Origin of the sequence: Actinomyces gaoshouyii (genome assembly GCF_002076915.1) — a bacterium.
Taxonomy (GTDB): domain Bacteria; phylum Actinomycetota; class Actinomycetes; order Actinomycetales; family Actinomycetaceae; genus Actinomyces; species Actinomyces gaoshouyii.
On the sequence record NZ_CP020468.1, the window covers coordinates 1,026,794 to 1,043,182 of the forward strand.

The window sequence follows — 16,389 nt, forward strand, 5'->3', positions numbered from 1 at the left end:
GCCTGAGACAGGAAGCGCACCCGCCGAGATGTCCCGATCCCTGTGCCGTCCGGGCCTCGAGCCCCCCCGTGCTGCGATGGTCCTACCCGCGGCGCTGGGCATCGTCCTCACCGCGGGCCTTGGCCTCGGTTCCATTGTCGTGAGCCCCACCGCCGGAGCCGATGAGCTCAGTCCAAAGGCCGCTCAGACCTCCGAGGCGGTCCCTGCCGCCGCCCCGGATGGCGCTGAGGCTTCCACCCCTCGGGTCGGCCGCCCTATCGACGAGATCGTCGATCGCCCCGAGCGGGGCGCCGTCAAGAAGCTCGCCGATGCCCCCGCGGGCAATATCGAGCCGGCCCCGAGCCCCATGGGGGCCCCGCAGATCAACATCCTCCCCCGTCAGACTGAGGCGCCGAGCCCGACCCCGGGCGAGTCTCCGACGCCCGCTCCTCCGGCTCCTTCGGCGACTCCCAGCGCGGTGCCCTCCCCGTCGGCCGCGCCGAGCGCGTCCGCCACCGCCTCGCCGTCGCCCTCCGCGTCCGCTGAGCCGAGCGCCTCCCCGTCGGCCGCGCCGAGCGCGTCGGCCACCGCATCGCCCAAGGTGATTACCGGGAAGCCTGAGGCCAAGGTCGGCGGTGACGGCCCGCTCAGCACGACGGCGCTCTCCTTCAAGAGCTCGAACTGGGCCGATGCCAAGGGGCATGCTCTCAACGGGACCGTCAATATGACAGTGAACCTGTACGGCGCGGGTGGCGCGATCGACCGCAAGGCCACGATCCCGGTCATGGTGGAGAACGGCGCGTTCTCCACCATGATCGACGCCGAGACCCTCTTTGATCTGAGTGCGAAGGATCTCGTCGACAACGGGAGATTCCGCCTGCGGATCTCCTCTCCCGACGGCAGACAGGCCGAGACGAGGCTGTTCTCCTTCGTCGCCGGCACCAGGCCCGCCCCGGCGCCGACCGCGGAGCCGAGTGCCCCGGTCCCGTCGGCCGCGCCGACCGCGCCCGCTCCCACGAGCGGGCCCACGGCCCCCGCCCCGAGCGCCGACCCGAAGCCGGCGCCCACCGCGGAGCCGAGTGCCCCGGTCCCGTCGGCGGCGCCGACCGCGCCCGCTCCCACGAGCGGGCCCACGGCCCCCGCCCCGAGCGCCGACCCGAAGCCGGCGCCCACCGCGGAGCCGAGTGCCCAGCCCGCTCCTCCGACCCCGGACGCTCCAGCGCCTCTTCCCGAGGCTCCGGCCCCCATTCCCGAGGGCCCTGCTCCGCAGGAACCGGCTCCGGAAGTCCCGGCCCCCGAGGGTCCGTACGCGGCCGCCAAGCCCACCGCCGGGGCGGAGGGCGCCCCAGGCGTCCTCCCGGAGGCGCCGGCGGCGGATCCGGCGGCCCCGCCCACCATCATCGCCACCCTGCCCGCAACTCCTGAGGGGGAGTCGGCTCCGGCGCAGCCCGAGGCCTCATCCGACGCGGACCCGAGCGCGAGCCCGTCCGCGGCGCCCACCGAGCCCAAGCCCTCGGACCCGCCTCGTAGCCCCGTGGCCGACGGGAGCCAGCTCACCGCTGACAACGCCGGCTCGCTGTCCGGCGGGCGCCAGGGCGACCGCGTCAGTCTCGTCCTGCCGAAGGACAAGGCGAAGGAGGGTGACTGGGTCGCGGTCTTCCTCTACCCGGGAGGCGAGAGCGCCGGCTGGGTCCAGGTTGACCGCTCCAACTCCGTCCAGGTCGACATCTCCAGTATCGATGCCGGATCCCACAAGCTGGCCATCGCGGGCCGCGACTCCCAGCTCCTGGGATGGGTTCAGCTGGAGATCGCCCGCACGGACACGGTCAATACCGACCTCATGGACAAGGCGAACAGCGCGCCGGTCAAGGAGGCCGTCCTCGGCGGCGACGACTGGATGCTCATCAGCGCCGCCGGGATCCTCACCGCGGGCGCGGCCGCATACATGTTCCTGGCCCGTCCGCGCGCGAGGCGCCCGGTCCAGTGAGCACCGGGCGAATGGGAAGGCTTCGCCGGGGGAGCGCCGTCGCACTGGCGGCGATGCTCTCCTTGGGCGCGGCAGCGGGCGTGGGCGCCACCGCCGCCCCGCCGGCGGCCGCCGAGGACTCCGTCAGTGGGGAATCAACCACGGGCACGGCGTCGACCGTCAGCCCCTCGACAATCGCCTCGGGTGGCTCGCTGAGCTACACCCTCTCCGGATTCCCGCCCGGGGCCACCGTGCAGGTCCTCATCGACGACGGCGCCGTCGGGCCCGAGCGGAGCCCTGCCGCGGTCACCGGCTCGCCGTCGGGAGGCTCGGTCGCCCAGTTCACCGTGCAGCCCGACGGCACGTACTCCGGCGCCTTCGAGCTCCCCGGCTACGTCCCGTCGGGCACCCACTGGCTGCGATTCCGTGTCACCGGCGGCCCGGACGTTCCGACCTCCACGGTCCGCACCGCCGACTACACCAACAAGAGCCCGTTCTTCACGGTCGGCGCCGTCACCGTCATCGGCGGCGAAGCGCCTACCGCGCCGGTGGCGACCGCCTCCCCGGGCGCGTCCGACGGCGCCTCAGCGACCAATGGCGCCACGGGTGCCCCGGAGACGACCGGGGCGGCCGTCGCAGAGGCCAGTAGTGATCCTGGTGACTCCGGCGACACCTCGCCGGTCGAGGTCAAGGACGATTCGTTCCCGGTGGTGGGCGCCTGCGTCCTGGGCCTGTCCGTCCTCCTGGTCATCCTCGCCGCCACCGTGGGGACTAACCGCTGGATCCTGGCCAGGCAGCGCCGTCGCAACGAGTCCACCGCCCCTGAGTACTGACGCCCCACCGGCTGGGTAGGCTTGCCCCCGGCGCCCGCTCGTCTCGCGGTGCGCCCCGACGGGCACCGGTCTCAGTGCTCCGAATGGGAAGGAACCCAGTTCCATGCTGCGAACCCACACCGCGGGCTCATTGCGCGCCTCCGACATCGGCGCCACCGTCACCCTCGCCGGATGGGTGGACCGCCGCCGGGACCACGGGGGCGTTGCCTTCATCGACCTGCGCGATGCCTCGGGCATCGCCCAGATCGTCATCCGCGAGGAGATCGCCCACGACCTGCGCGCCGAGTACGTCCTGGCCGTCACTGGCGAGGTGAGCGCTCGCCCCGAGGGCAATGCCAATCCCAACCTCCCCACCGGTGAGATCGAGGTCGTCGTCACCGATGTCGAGGTCCTCAACGCCGCCGCCCCCCTGCCCTTCCAGGTCTCCGACCACGCCGAGGATGCCGGGCAGGTCGGTGAGGAGGCGCGCCTCAAGCACCGTTACCTCGACCTGCGTCGCACGCCCATGCAGCGCGCCATCCGCCTGCGCGCCAAGGTCTCCGCCGCCGCGCGCCGCGTGCTGGACGCCCACGGCTTCGTCGAGATCGAGACTCCCACCCTGACCCGCTCCACGCCCGAGGGCGCCCGCGACTTCCTCGTTCCGGCCCGCCTGGCCCCCGGCTCCTGGTACGCCCTGCCGCAGTCCCCCCAGCTGTTCAAGCAGCTGCTCATGGTGGCCGGCATGGAGCGCTATTACCAGATCGCCCGCTGCTACCGCGACGAGGACTTCCGGGCGGACCGCCAGCCCGAGTTCACCCAGCTCGACGTCGAGATGAGCTTCGTGACCCAGGAGGACGTCATCGCGGTCGCCGAGGACATCCTGCGCGAGGTCTGGGCCCTGATCGGCCACGACCTGGCCACTCCCATCCCGCACATGACCTACGCCGACGCCATGGAGCGCTACGGCACTGATAAGCCCGACCTCCGCTTCGGCTGCGAGCTCGTCGACCTCACCGAGTACTTCAAGGACACCACCTTCCGCGTGTTCCAGAACCCCTACGTGGGAGCCGTCGTCATGCCCGGGGGCGCCTCCCAGTCGCGCCGCACCTTCGACGCATGGCAGGACTGGGCCAAGCAGCGCGGCGCCAAGGGCCTGGCCTACGTCACCGTGGGCGATGACGGCGAGCTCGGCGGGCCCGTCGCCAAGAACATCACCGACGCCGAGCGCGCCGGCCTCGCCCTGGCCGCCGGTGCGACCCCCGGTGACTGCATTTTCTTCGCCGCCGGTCCCGTCGACTCCTCGCGCGCGCTCCTGGGTGCCGCCCGCCTCGAGATCGGTAAGCGCTGCGGGCTCATCGATTCCGACGCCTGGTCCTTCGTGTGGGTCGTCGACGCCCCGCTGTTCAAGCCGAGCGCCGAGGCCCGCGACGAGGGTGATATCGCGCTGGGCGCCTCGGCCTGGACCGCCGTCCACCACGCCTTCACCTCGCCCAAGCCCGAGTGCCTCGACACCTTCGACGCCGACCCGGGCAACGCCCTGGCCTACGCCTATGACATCGTGTGCAACGGCAACGAGATCGGTGGCGGGTCCATCCGCATCCATCGCCCCGACGTCCAGGAGCGGGTCTTCAAGGTCATGGGCATCGGGGAGGCGGAGGCCCACGAGAAGTTCGGCTTCCTGCTCAACGCGTTCAAGTTCGGCGCCCCGCCGCACGGCGGCATCGCCTTCGGCTGGGACCGCATCGTCTCCCTGCTCACCAAGGCTGAGTCCATCCGCGACGTCATCGCCTTCCCCAAGTCCGGGGGCGGCTACGACCCCCTGACCGAGGCCCCCGCACCGATCACCGCCGAGCAGCGCAAGGAGGCCGGTGTCGACGCCGTCCCCGGCGACAAGGACTGACCTGACGCGGATCCCCATGCGGAGAACTGCGGCGGGCGGCGCGAATCCGCGCCGCCCGCCGCAGTTTCGTATGCGATGAGCGAGGAGCCGTCCTCAGGCCGCGTGGGCGCAGGTGGGGCAGGAGCAGTTCGCGCACTCGCACGAGGAGCAGGTATCCGAGCAGTGCTCGCACTGGCAGGTGTTGTGGTTGCAGGTGGGGCAGGAGCAGTCCGCGCACTCGCACACGGCGCAGGCATCCGAGCAGTGCTCGCACTGGCACGTGGAGCACTCGTCGTAGTGGCCGCCGTCCTCGCGGTGGGCGTGGCCGTCGTGGATGTAGTCGACGTGGTCACCGTGGATGACGGCGAGGTGGCCGCAGTCGGGACCGTGGGTGTGGTTGTGGGCCTCAGCGGGGCGGTGCTCAATGGTGGCAGTCATGGTCATGCTCCTTGGTGTGCTTGATGGCGTCGAGAACGATGTGGGCGACGTGCTCATCGATGATCGAGTAACTCTGCCGCCTGCCGTCGCGCCGCGCCTCGACGAGATGCGCCTCGCGAAGGACTCGCAGGTGGTGGGAGACGAGGGGCTGGGAGACACCGGTGAGCTCGACGAGCTCGGTGACATCCGCATTGCCCCGGGTCAGGCGGTGAATGATCGTGGCTCGAACGGGATTCGCCAGAGCCTTGAACAGACGGATGACCGCTGAGTCCTCGTCGAGCACCACAACCTGCAGCATGCGAGGAACTTTATATCAATGAGCGTGCATATGCAATTCGATTCATGTGACGCGCCGTCGACTCCTCCCTCTCGGATCCGTCCCGGATCGGGTGGGGGAGGGGCACAATGGTCACCATGTCGCGCTACATCGAGTTGCACCCGGTCAACCCCCAGGCCCGTCTCATCACGAAGGTCGTCGAGTGGCTCCGCTCCGGCGCCCTCGTCGCCTATCCGACCGACTCCGGCTATGCCCTAGCCTGCGCGCCCGGCAACAAGGAGGGCTTGGATCGGATCCGCGCCATCCGCCAGCTCGACGACAAGCACAACTTCACCTTCGTGTGCGCTGATTTCGCCCAGGTCGGTCCGCTGGCGATCGTCGGCAACAACGCGTTCCGCCTCATCAAGCGACTCACCCCCGGCCCCTGGACCTTCATCCTCAAGGGCACCAAGGAGGTGCCCCGGATGACCCTCAATGCCAAGAAGCACACTCTTGGCGTGCGAATCCCCGAGCACCCCATAGCCCAGGCACTCGTTGCCGAGTTCGGTGCGCCGATCCTCTCCTCCTCCCTCATCCGCCCGGGCAGGACCGTTCCCGAGTCGCATGGCTGGGAGATCGAGGAGGGCCTCGGGCACCTCGTCGACGTCGTCATCGAGGGCGAGGTCGCCTCGGTCGAGCCGACGACGGTCGTGGACCTCACATCGGATGTCCCCGAGGTCGTGCGCCAGGGCTCAGGAGCCCCCGACCTCATCTGACGCGGGCGCCGAATCGCCCTCGGGGCCCGTGCCGGCGGAGGCCTGCCGGGACGGAACTCTCCCGGCGCCGTTCCGCCCCGAGACTCCCGCGCCGTCGTCGTCCTCCTCCGCTGCCCCGGTCTCATCGCCGGCACCGGGCTCCCGGGCATCCTCGGTCGTCTCGGCGTCCTCGGGCTTGCGGGCGTCAGCGGTCTCCTCCGGTGCCCCTGAGTCCCCGTCCGGGCTGATGCCCGCCCAGCGCCGCAGGAACGATGGCGCCCACCAGCCACGCGAGCCCAGCAGGCTCATCGCCGCGGGGAACAGGAGCAGACGCACGATCACCGCGTCGATGACGACCATGAGCGCCAGGATGAGGCTCACCTCCTTGACTGCGATGAGCCTGCCAGTGGTGAAGCCCATGAGGACCACCAGGAGGACCGCTCCCGCTACCGAGAGGATCCTTCCAGTGCCCTGGAGGCCGGCCGCGACGACGGCGTCGCCCCGCTCACCGCGCGCCCTGCGGTCCCTCATGCGAGCCAGGACGATGACCTCCCGGCTCATGGCGAGCCCGACCCCCAGGGCGAGAGCCGTGGACACGGCGTAGCCCTCCACGCCGCCGATCGGCGTCACGCCCAGGGCGCCCGCCAGGTAGCCGTCCTGGAACAGGAGGGTCGCCGCGCCCAGGGAGGCTGCCAGGGACAGGGATGTGGTCAGGAGCGCCAGCAGTGGGATGATGAGCGATCCCGTCATCATGAGCATGAGGACCATGGTCGCGCCCATGCCGATGACGATCATGGGCGGCAGCGCGCCCACGAGAGCGGAGCGGAAGTCCACCTGCGTCGCCGCCTTGCCGGTCACCCATGTGTCCGCCGGCGGGTTGAGCGCGCGAACGGCCGAGACGGCCCTCTCGGCGGACAACGACGATGCCGAGCCCTCTAGACTGAGGTAGGCCACCGTGTACTGGCCCGCCTTCGTCTGCGTCACGCTGGACACTCCGGGCGCATGGGCCACCTGGTCGTCGATGAACGACGTCGCGGAATCCCCAGTGGCCTGCATGATGAGCACGGCATCGGTGGCGGCGAGGCTGGGGTACTGCTCCTCCAGGACGCGCTGGTACACCCGCTGCTCGGCGTCCGGGGGGAGGAGGTCGCGATCGGAGACCAGCAGGTGCAGGTGCCCCAGCGGCCACGCCAGCAGTGCCAGGAGAGCCGCGCAGGCCGCCAGGACCGGCCAGGGGCGCGCCTGCGCCCCGCGCGCGAGCGCAGCGAAGGCGCCTTCCTCCCGAGAAGAGCCGTCGACCGGGTGGACGAGGGCGCGCAGCACCGGCACCCGGCCGAGCAATGAGGGCCTGACCATGAATCCGTGGAGCAGGACGAGCGCGGCCGGGACGAGCGTGATCGCCGACAGCGCGGCGAGCACCACGACGATCACCCCCGCGATCGCCGTCACCCGCAGGGAGGACGTGCCCACTGCCACCAGTGCCGCCAGCGGAAGCGCCACCGCGACGGTGGTCATGAGCACCGTGCGCCCAGCCGTGAGCATCGTGCGCTCCATGGCCTCGGCGATAAGTGGGTCGCGGCGCCCGGTGCGGCGCCGTCGGCCACGGGCGGCGAGGGGCGCCGACGCCCGCGGATCGGTGCGCCCGAGTCCGAGCTCCTCGCGGAAGCGGACGGTCATGAGCAGGGCGTCGTTAATCGACAGGCCCAGGCCGATCATCGCGACGACGGTGACCTCCAGCCCTCCCGGATCCACCATAAGGCTCGTGAGCCAGAGCACGCCCAGGCTCGAGACGATCGATGTGATCCCGCCGAGCAACGGCATCCCCGCCACGAGGAAGCCCCCGAAGACCAGAACCATGATGATGAGCGCCGCGGGCAGGGCGAGGGCCTCCCCGCGCGCGAGATCGGCCCCGGCCTGGTCATTGACCGCCGCCGACACGAGGGCATCCGTCGTGACGATGCCGCTGACCCCCGGCGCGATCTGGCGCAGGTCGTCGGGGACGCGGCGCAGGCGGTCCGTGACGCGCTGGACGTCGCGCTGGAGCTTGCGGGCGTAGGCGGTGTCATCGGGGGAGGCGATGTCACGGCCGTTGGGGTTGACGGTCACGAACATGAGGAAGCCGCTGCGGTCCTGGGCGATGAAGGCCTGGACTCCCTTGTTCCCCAGGGGGTCCGGCACGACGAACGGGTCGGCCACGTTCACCTCGCCGACGAGGTCGTTGAGGTCGGCGTGGACCGGGGCCAGCGCGGCCGTGACCGCGTCGATCTGGGTGTCGAGGTCGAGGCCCGTCACCTGCAGGGTGACCGCCACCCCGTCCCCCTGGAGCGCGGAGTAGATGGCCTGACCCTGAGCGCTCTGGGAATCGTCGATGGAGGTCTTGGCGGGGCCGAGACGGTTGAAGAGCCCGTCGATGCCGGCACCGCCGAGCGCTGGAGTGAGCAGCACGAAGGCGATGACGGCCCAGGTTGCGACGATGAACCAGGCGTCCTTGACGATGCGGTGGGCGAGCCAGGAGAGCATGGCGGCATTGTTCCACTGATAGAACCGCCCCGCGGGCTCGGTGGCGGGGCCCGGATGAGGATAGGGTCACCCTGTGGACCTGTTCGACGCCGCCGGCACCGACGAGGCGGGCTTGCCTGCCGACTCGCACGCGCCGCTCGCCGTGCGCATGAGGCCGCGCGATCTCAGTGAGGTCCTGGGCCAGGGGCACCTGCTCGGCCCCGGCTCCCCGCTGCGCCGGCTCGTCGAGCCGACGGGTGGCGCGGGCGGAGCGGGCGTGTCGAGCGTCATCCTCTGGGGACCCCCGGGAACGGGCAAGACCACGCTCGCCTACCTCGTGGCGCGCGGCTCGGGCCAGCGCTTCGTCGAGCTCTCCGCGCTCACCGCCGGGGTCAAGGACGTGCGCGCCGTCGTCGCCGATGCCAGGAGGCGCCTGGCGGCCTCGGGGGAGGAGACGGTGCTCTTCATCGACGAGGTCCACCGCTTCTCCAAGTCCCAGCAGGACGCCCTGCTGCCCAGTGTGGAGAACCGATGGGTGACCCTTGTGGCGGCCACGACCGAGAACCCCTCCTTCTCCGTGGTCTCACCGCTGCTGTCCCGGTCGCTGCTGCTGACCCTCCACCCGCTCGGTCCCGATGACATCCGCGCCCTGGTGTCCCGAGCGGTCACCGATGAGCGGGGGCTCGCGGGGGCGGTGGCGCTCGACGACGATGCGCAGGAGCAGATCGTGCGCATGGCCGGATCGGATGCGCGCAAGTCGCTCACCGTGCTCGAGGCGGCCGCCGGCGCCATCCTCGCGGCCCGCCCGCAGGATGCCGGCGCTCCCGAGGATGGCGGGCCGCCGGTGGTGGGGCTGGCCGATGTCGAGCGCGCCGCCGATATCGCCGCCGTTCGCTACGACCGCGCCGGCGACCAGCACTACGACGTCACCAGCGCCTTCATCAAGTCCATGCGCGGATCGGATCCTGACGCCGCCCTGCACTACCTGGCCCGCATGATCGCCGCGGGGGAGGACCCGCGCTTCATCGCCCGGCGCATTGTCATCCACGCGGCAGAGGATGTCGGGCTGGCCGATCCCGGGGTCCTGGCCACCGCGGTGGCGGCGCAGCAGGCGGTCGCCATGATCGGGATGCCCGAGGCCCGCATCATCCTCGCCGAGGCGGCGCTCGCCGTGGCCACCGCGCCGAAGTCCAACGCGGTCATCGCCGCCATCGAGTCCGCCATCGAGGACGTGCGCGCGGGCAAGGGCGGCGCCGTGCCCGCCCACTTGCGCGACGCGCACTACGCTGGCGCCTCCGGGCTCGGGCACGGCGAGGGCTACCGCTATCCCCATGACTACCCGCACGGCGTCGTCGCCCAGGACTACCTGCCCGCGGACCTGGCGGGCGCCTCCTACTACCGGCCCACGGGCCACGGCTTCGAGGCCGAGGTCGCCCGGCGCCTGGAGTCGATCCGATCCCTCATGCGCGGGGGTCGGTGATGGGCGATCGTCCGGCCGTCGCCCGGCTGGCACTCGCCGCCTGCGTCGGCCTGGGCGCGGGGGTGCTCTCGGGGATGTTCGGCGTCGGGGGAGGCATCGTCCTCGTGCCCGCCCTCGTGGCGATCCTGGGCATGGACCAGCGCCGCGCGGCGGCGACCTCCCTCGTGGCGATCATCCCGGCGTCCCTGGCCGGAACGACGACGTACGCGCTGCGCGGTGATGTCTCCCTCGCCGCGGCCCTCATCATCGTTCTCGGCTCCCTCGCGGGCGCGCGGATGGGCACGCGCCTGCTCGCGGTCCTCCCGGCACGGGCGCTGCCGTGGATCTTCATCGCCTTCGCCGCCTCCGTGCTCGTCATGGGGCGGGCGCACGAGCCCGTGCGCGAGGCGGCGCTGAGCCTCGATGCCGCCCGTGATCCCGGCGCGGTGGCGGCGCTGGTGTGCATCGGCCTCATCGCGGGGCTTTTGGCCGGGCTCGTCGGCGTGGGCGGGGGAGTGGTCATCGTCCCCGGTCTCGAGATCCTCGCCGGGGCGGGCGACCTCCTGGCCCGGGGGACCTCGCTGGCGGCCATGGCGCCCACCGCCATCGCGGGGACGGTCTCGAACCTGCGCCGGGGTCTGCCCGACGCCCGCATCGGGATGGTGGTCGGACTCGCCTCGGTGATCGGCTCGCCGCTGGGCGCCGTCATCGCCCGGGCGCTCAGCCCGAGGGCCGCCTCATGGCTGTTCTCCGCGTTCATCGTCGTCGCGATCGCCTCCGTGCTGCGACGGGCGCGGCGCCCCGGGGGCGCGGCCGTGTCGGGGCCCGCGGATCCTCCGCCGCGGGAGAGCGGGCGTTGAGGATCTGCTCACACGCCGGCCTCCGGGGCGGTGAGCGCGGGGCGGTCTGCGCTAGAGTACCGGCGCCGCCCAGGCGCGAGTCCGTGGACCGCCCGGTCCTCAGAGCCGTGCCGGGCGCCTGGGGTCCTGGCCCGATCGCCCCGATCAGAGGCTGACCCCGCGCCGCGAGCAACCGCCCGCGGCGTGCGATCACTCCGACAGGAAGAACACAGGTATGAGCTCTTCGCGCTCCCGCCGCCAGGTGCGCCTCTCGCGCGCCCTCGGCATCCCGCTGACCCCCAAGGCCGTTCGCTACTTCGAGAAGCGCCCCTACGGCCCCGGCGAGCACGGCCGCGCCCGTCGCCGCACTGAGTCCGACTACGCCGTCCGCCTCAAGGAGAAGCAGCGCCTGCGCGCCCAGTACGGCATCCGCGAGGCCCAGCTCCAGCGCGTCTTCGAGGAGGCCCGTCGTGAGAAGGGTCTGACCGGTGAGTCGCTCGTCGAGCTGCTCGAGATGCGCCTGGACGCTCTCGTCCTGCGCGCCGGCATCGCCCGTACGATCGCTCAGGCCCGTCAGGCCGTCGTGCACCGCCACATCGTCGTCGACGGCAAGGTCGTCGACCGGCCCTCCTACCGCGTGCGCCCCGGCCAGACCATCCAGGTCCGAAGCCGCTCCCAGGTCATGGTGCCCTTCCAGGCCGCCGCCGCCGGCGTTCACCGTGACGTCCTCCCGGCGGTCCCGGAGTACCTCAAGGTGGACCTCGAGAAGCTCTCCGCCACCCTGGTGCGCCGCCCCAAGCGCGACGAGGTCCCGGTGACCTGCGACGTGCAGATGGTCGTCGAGTACTACTCCCGCTGAGCCGATCGGGCCCGCTGGCCCGCCCAGTGCGGGATGCCCCGTGCCGGACTGCCGGTGTGGGGCATCCCGCGTTCCGGGGGTAGGCTCGCCCCTGGGTAGAACCCGCTCCTCCGACCGCCCTCGGCCGCAGAGTCCGGGGCCCGGTCAGGCCGGAACCAACCACGTCCCCGCTCCACCCGGCCGCGGGGGCACCGATCACCCCCGAGCACGAGGACCCCCATGCGCACCTCCGAGATCCGCTCCCGCTGGCTCGACTTCTTCGCCTCCAAGGACCACGAGATCCGGTCGTCGGTGCCCCTCATCTCGCCAGATCCGTCCATCCTGTTCACCGTGGCGGGCATGGTCCCCTTCATCCCCTACATCCTGGGTACCGAGCCGGCGCCCTGGCCCAGGGCCGCCAGCGTGCAGAAGTGCATCCGCACCAACGACATCGATAATGTCGGCCGCACCACTCGCCACGGCACGTTCTTCCAGATGAACGGCAATTTCTCGTTCGGCGACTACTTCAAGGAGGGGGCGATCCAGTACGCCTGGGAGCTGTTGACCACGCCCACGAGCGCCGGAGGGTACGGTCTGGACGGCGATCGCCTGTGGATGACCATCTGGGAGAAGGACGAGGTCTCCTGGGATTACCTCACCAAGACCATCGGCGTGGCCCCCCTCCATGTACAGAAGCTCCCCTTCGCCGAGATCTCCTGGTCCACCGGCCAGCCGGGCCCCGCCGGCGCCTGCTGCGAGATCCACTACGACCGCGGCCCGGCCTACGGCCCTGACGGCGGCCCGGAGGCGGACACCGCCGGCGACCGCTTCCTGGAGATCTGGAACCTCGTCTTCGACGAGTTCGTCCGCGGGGAGGGCGAGGGCCACGATTTCGAGCTCGTCGGCAAGCTCGACTCCACCGCCATCGACACCGGCGCCGGCCTGGAGCGCATCGCCTTCCTCCTCCAGGACAAGCCCAACATGTACGAGATCGACGAGGTCTACCCCGTCATCGCCGCTGCTGAGGCGATGAGCGGGCGCGCTTACGGCCTGGGAGCCGCTGGCCCGGAGGCCGGGGCGGCCTACATGGACGACGTGCGCATGCGCGTCGTGGCCGACCACGTCCGCAGCGCCCTCATGCTCATCGGCGATGGCGTGCGCCCCGGCAACGACGGCCGTGGCTATGTCCTGCGCCGGCTCATCCGCCGCGCCGTGCGCTCCATGCGCCTGCTCGGCGTCGACGAGGCCTCCCTGCCCACCCTCCTGACGGCCTCCAAGGACGTCATGAAGCTGTCCTACCCCGAGCTCGAGGAGCGCTGGGGGACCATCTCGGAGGTCGCCTACGGCGAGGAGGAGGCCTTCCGCCGCACTCTCAGCGCCGGAACCACCATCCTGGACACCGCCGTCGGGCGGGCCCGCGAGCGGGCGTCCGCGGCCGGCGCGCGCCCCCTGGTCAGCGGGCAGGACGCCTTCGAGCTGCACGACACCTACGGCTTCCCCATCGACCTCACCCTGGAAATGGCCTCCGAGCAGGGCGTCGATGTCGACGAGGCCGCCTTCCGCTCACTCATGGACGAGCAGAAGGAGCGCGCCCGCGCCGACGCCCGCGCCAAGAAGACCGGGCACATCGACGTCCGTCTCTTCCAGGACATCGAGCGCTCCATGGGAGGGGGGTCGGAGTTTCTCGGCTACACCGAGGCCTCCGCAGAGGCCACTGTCGCCGGTCTCCTGCTCGACGGTCGGCCCGAGCCGGTGGCCACCGCCCCCGCGCAGGTCGAGGTCGTCCTGGACCGCACCCCCTTCTACGCCGAGATGGGCGGCCAGCTCGCCGACCACGGCGTCATTCGCCTGGCCGGCGGCGGCATCGTCGAGGTCGGCGACGTCCAGGCCCCCATCCGCGGCCTGTCCGTCCACCGGGGCACCCTCACCGAGGGTGCCATCGCCGTGGGAGAGAGGGCCTACGCCGAGATCGACACCGAGCGCCGCCTGGCCATCGCCCGGGCCCACACCTCCACCCACATGGTCTACGCCGGGCTGCGCCGCACCGTCGCCCCGGACTCCGAGCAGGCCGGGTCGGAGAACTCCCCCTCCCGGCTGCGCTTCGACTTCTCCCACAACACGGCGCTGACCACCGGGCAGGTCAACGACATCGAGGCCCTCGTCAACGAGAAGCTCGCCGAGGACCTCCAGGTCCGCACCGAGACCATGAGCCTCGAGGACGCCAGGGCCTCTGGCGCCATCGCCCTGTTCGGTGAGAAGTACGGCACCGAGGTCCGCGTCGTCACCATCGGCGACGACTTCGACCGGGAGCTGTGCGGTGGCACCCATGTGCCCTCCACCGGGCACATCGGGCGCATCGCCATCCTGGGCGAGTCCTCCATCGGCTCGGGCGTGCGGCGCATCGACGCCCTCGTGGGGGATGCCGCATACGGATTCCAGGCCAAAGAGCACGCCCTCGTCTCCCAGCTGTCCACCATGATCGGTGGGCGCCCCGAGGAGCTGCCCGAGCGCATCGAATCCCTCATGGGCCGCCTCAAGGACGCCGAGAAGCGCCTGGCCGCCGCCGAGCAGGCCGCGATGGCGTCCCGGGTCGTCGAGGTGGTCAACGGCGCGCGGCGCGTGGGCGCCTACCGCCTGGCCGTCGCCGACCTCGGCGCCGTGTCCAACGCGGACCTCCTGCGATCCCTCGTCCTCGATGCCCGCGAGCGCCTCGGCGAGGCGGAGCCGACGGTGATCGTGGCCGCCGGGGTGTCGGGTGAGCGCCCCGTCATCGTCGTGGCCACCAACGCCGCTGCCCGTGACATCGGCGCCAAGGCGGGCGAGCTCGTCAAGGTGGCCGCCAAGGCCCTCGGCGGCGGTGGCGGCGGCAAGCCGGACCTCGCCCAGGGCGGCGGGCAGAACGCCGGCGCCCTCCCCGAGGCGATGGCCGCCATCACCCAGGCCCTGGGCGCCTGAGCCCGGGGGGAGCCATGCGCAGCGGACTCCGCCTGGCGTTCGACGTCGGCAAGGCCAGGATCGGCGTCGCCAGGTGCGACGCCGAGGCGATCCTGGCCATTCCGGTGGCCACGCTTGAGCGGGATCGTTACGGAGGCGACATCGATGAGGCGGCCGAACTGGTCGCCGAGCACGGGGCCATTGAGGCTATTGTGGGGTTGCCCGTCTCCCTGGGGGGCAAGCGGACCCCGTCCACGCGTGATGCGAGGGACTGGGCACGCGCTCTCGCGCAGGCCATCTCCCCTGTGGTGGTCAGGCTCGTCGACGAGCGGCTCTCCACAGTGTCGGCGCATCAGGCGCTCCACGCCAGTGGGCGCCATGAGAAGGACTTCCGGGGCGTCGTCGACCAGGCGGCCGCCGTGGTCATCCTCAACCAGGCCCTGGAGGCCGAGCGTTCCACGGGCTCGCCGATCGGTGAGCCCGTCACCCCGACCAGGAGAGACACGCGATGAGCCAGGACGATCTCTTCGAGCAGATCGGCATCATCTCCGATGACCCGCTGACGGCCGAGCCGCCGTCCAGGCGCGGCAAGGCCCGTCGCGAGAAGGCGCGCAAGAAGCGCCGCTTCCGCCGCCACGTGCTCACCGTGCTCATCCTCAGCGTTGCCGTGGCCGGCGCTGGTGCGGGTGCCTACTGGGGCTACGGGGTGCTGCACGGCGTCCGCGAGCAGCAGTCCACAGTCGCCGATTACTCGGGTGAGGGCGAGGGCTCGGTGATCGTGGAGATCCCCCAGAGCGCCACCGGAGCGATCATCGCCGATCTGCTGTACAAGAACGACGTCGTCGCGTCCCCGAAGGCCTTCATCGACGCGTTCAATGCCAACTCGGAGTCCGCCAACATCCAGCCAGGCACCTACACGCTCAAGCAGAGGATGTCCGGCGCCTCCGCCGTCGCCGCCCTGCTCGATCCGGCCTCCCGAGCCGACCACTCCCTGACCATCCCCGAGGGATTCACCAAGGATCAGGTCAAGGAGAAGATCATGAGCGTCATGCAGGTCAGCGCGGAGGACGTCGACGCCGCCTACAAGGATCTCAAGGGCATCGGCCTGCCCGAGGCCGCGAAGGGGGACGTCGAGGGCTGGCTCGCCCCGGGAACGTACGGCCTCAAGGAGGGCGAGACCGTCACGCAGGTCGTCGCCAGAATGGTCAGCGCCACGATGGCGCGCCTCCAAAAGCTGGGCTTCGATCCCGCGGGATACGAGGACGCCCTCATCAAGGCCTCCATCGTCGAGAGGGAGGCCGGCAGCCAGCAGAACTTCGGGAAGGTCGCCCGCGTCGTCGAGAACCGCCTGACGAAGCAGGAGTCGGGGACCGGCGGCCGCCTCGAGATGGACTCCACCATCCTCTACGGGCTCGGGCGCACCGGCGGAGTGCCCTCCAAGGAAGAGGTCGACGACGCCTCCAACCCGTACAACACCTACCGGAATGCGGGCCTGCCCCCAACACCCATTGGCAGCCCCGGCGAGGCGGCCCTCAAGGCCGTCGCCAGCCCGGAGCCCGGCGACTGGCTCTACTTCGTCACCGTCGACCTCAACACGGGGAAGACGCTCTTCGCGAAGACGAAGGAAGAGCAGGATGAGAACACGAAGAAACTCACCGCCTTCTGCCAGGCCCACCCGGATGTGTGCAACGGCAGCTCCGCCACCGCCACCCCGACGCCGGCCGGCTGAGCCGGG

13 protein-coding genes are annotated in these 16,389 nt (G+C 71.4%); 10 read left to right on the forward strand and 3 right to left on the reverse strand.

The annotated features are described in order from the left end of the window. Positions 1-76 precede the first annotated feature (76 nt). The 3 genes from B6G06_RS10485 (at position 77) to aspS (ending at position 4,657) form a co-directional block, all read left to right on the forward strand. Complete coding sequence (locus B6G06_RS10485; RefSeq protein WP_240494101.1) at positions 77-1,966, forward strand: hypothetical protein; 1,890 nt, start codon at positions 77-79, stop codon at positions 1,964-1,966. Positions 1,967-1,977: 11 nt separating this feature from the next. Beyond that, the gene (locus B6G06_RS04205; RefSeq protein WP_205635470.1) at positions 1,978-2,778 is read left to right on the forward strand and encodes a DNA-directed RNA polymerase II; all 801 of its coding nucleotides are present in this window, start codon (positions 1,978-1,980) and stop codon (positions 2,776-2,778) included. Positions 2,779-2,881: 103 nt separating this feature from the next. Beyond that, positions 2,882-4,657 (forward strand): aspartate--tRNA ligase, encoded by a 1,776-nt coding sequence (aspS, locus tag B6G06_RS04210; protein WP_081171115.1) that lies wholly within the window; start codon positions 2,882-2,884, stop codon positions 4,655-4,657. Between the two features lie 93 nt (positions 4,658-4,750). On the opposite strand, the gene B6G06_RS04215 is transcribed toward aspS, so the two are convergent. Beyond that, positions 4,751-5,074 carry a hypothetical protein gene (locus B6G06_RS04215; protein WP_081171117.1) on the reverse strand — a complete coding sequence of 108 codons (324 nt, stop codon included), beginning with the start codon at positions 5,072-5,074 and terminating at the stop codon, positions 4,751-4,753. After that, complete coding sequence (locus B6G06_RS04220) at positions 5,058-5,372, reverse strand: ArsR/SmtB family transcription factor (protein WP_080463400.1); 315 nt, start codon at positions 5,370-5,372, stop codon at positions 5,058-5,060. Before B6G06_RS04220 ends, B6G06_RS04215 begins: the two co-directional genes overlap by 17 nt. Before the next feature lie 116 nt (positions 5,373-5,488). On the opposite strand from B6G06_RS04220, the gene B6G06_RS04225 reads away from it, so the two are divergent. Next, positions 5,489-6,106, forward strand: a complete 618-nt coding sequence (locus tag B6G06_RS04225; RefSeq protein WP_080463407.1) for an L-threonylcarbamoyladenylate synthase — start codon at positions 5,489-5,491, stop codon at positions 6,104-6,106. On the opposite strand, the gene B6G06_RS04230 is transcribed toward B6G06_RS04225, so the two are convergent. Then, positions 6,083-8,605: an MMPL family transporter gene (locus B6G06_RS04230; RefSeq protein WP_081171119.1), complete on the reverse strand. Its 2,523-nt coding sequence runs from the start codon at positions 8,603-8,605 to the stop codon at positions 6,083-6,085. The two genes, B6G06_RS04225 and B6G06_RS04230, sit on opposite strands and share 24 nt — an antisense overlap. 73 nt (positions 8,606-8,678) lie before the next feature. On the opposite strand from B6G06_RS04230, the gene B6G06_RS04235 reads away from it, so the two are divergent. The 6 genes from B6G06_RS04235 to mltG all read left to right on the forward strand — a co-directional run bounded on the left by B6G06_RS04235 (position 8,679) and on the right by mltG (position 16,383). Further along, positions 8,679-10,064 (forward strand): replication-associated recombination protein A, encoded by a 1,386-nt coding sequence (locus B6G06_RS04235; RefSeq protein ID WP_081171121.1) that lies wholly within the window; start codon positions 8,679-8,681, stop codon positions 10,062-10,064. Continuing rightward, positions 10,064-10,903, forward strand: coding sequence for a sulfite exporter TauE/SafE family protein (locus B6G06_RS04240; RefSeq protein ID WP_081171123.1), 840 nt, complete (start codon positions 10,064-10,066; stop codon positions 10,901-10,903). The genes B6G06_RS04235 and B6G06_RS04240 overlap by 1 nt, the downstream gene beginning before the upstream one ends. A 214-nt stretch (positions 10,904-11,117) precedes the next feature. Further along, positions 11,118-11,741, forward strand: coding sequence for a 30S ribosomal protein S4 (gene rpsD, locus B6G06_RS04245; RefSeq protein ID WP_080463396.1), 624 nt, complete (start codon positions 11,118-11,120; stop codon positions 11,739-11,741). Positions 11,742-11,960: 219 nt separating this feature from the next. Next, positions 11,961-14,675 (forward strand): alanine--tRNA ligase, encoded by a 2,715-nt coding sequence (alaS, locus tag B6G06_RS04250; protein ID WP_081171125.1) that lies wholly within the window; start codon positions 11,961-11,963, stop codon positions 14,673-14,675. Between the two features lie 14 nt (positions 14,676-14,689). Continuing rightward, positions 14,690-15,166 (forward strand): Holliday junction resolvase RuvX, encoded by a 477-nt coding sequence (gene ruvX / locus B6G06_RS04255; RefSeq protein ID WP_080463394.1) that lies wholly within the window; start codon positions 14,690-14,692, stop codon positions 15,164-15,166. Continuing rightward, a complete protein-coding gene (gene mltG, locus B6G06_RS04260; protein WP_080463393.1) occupies positions 15,163-16,383 on the forward strand; it encodes an endolytic transglycosylase MltG in 1,221 nt (406 codons plus the stop codon). Before ruvX ends, mltG begins: the two co-directional genes overlap by 4 nt. Positions 16,384-16,389 lie beyond the last annotated feature (6 nt).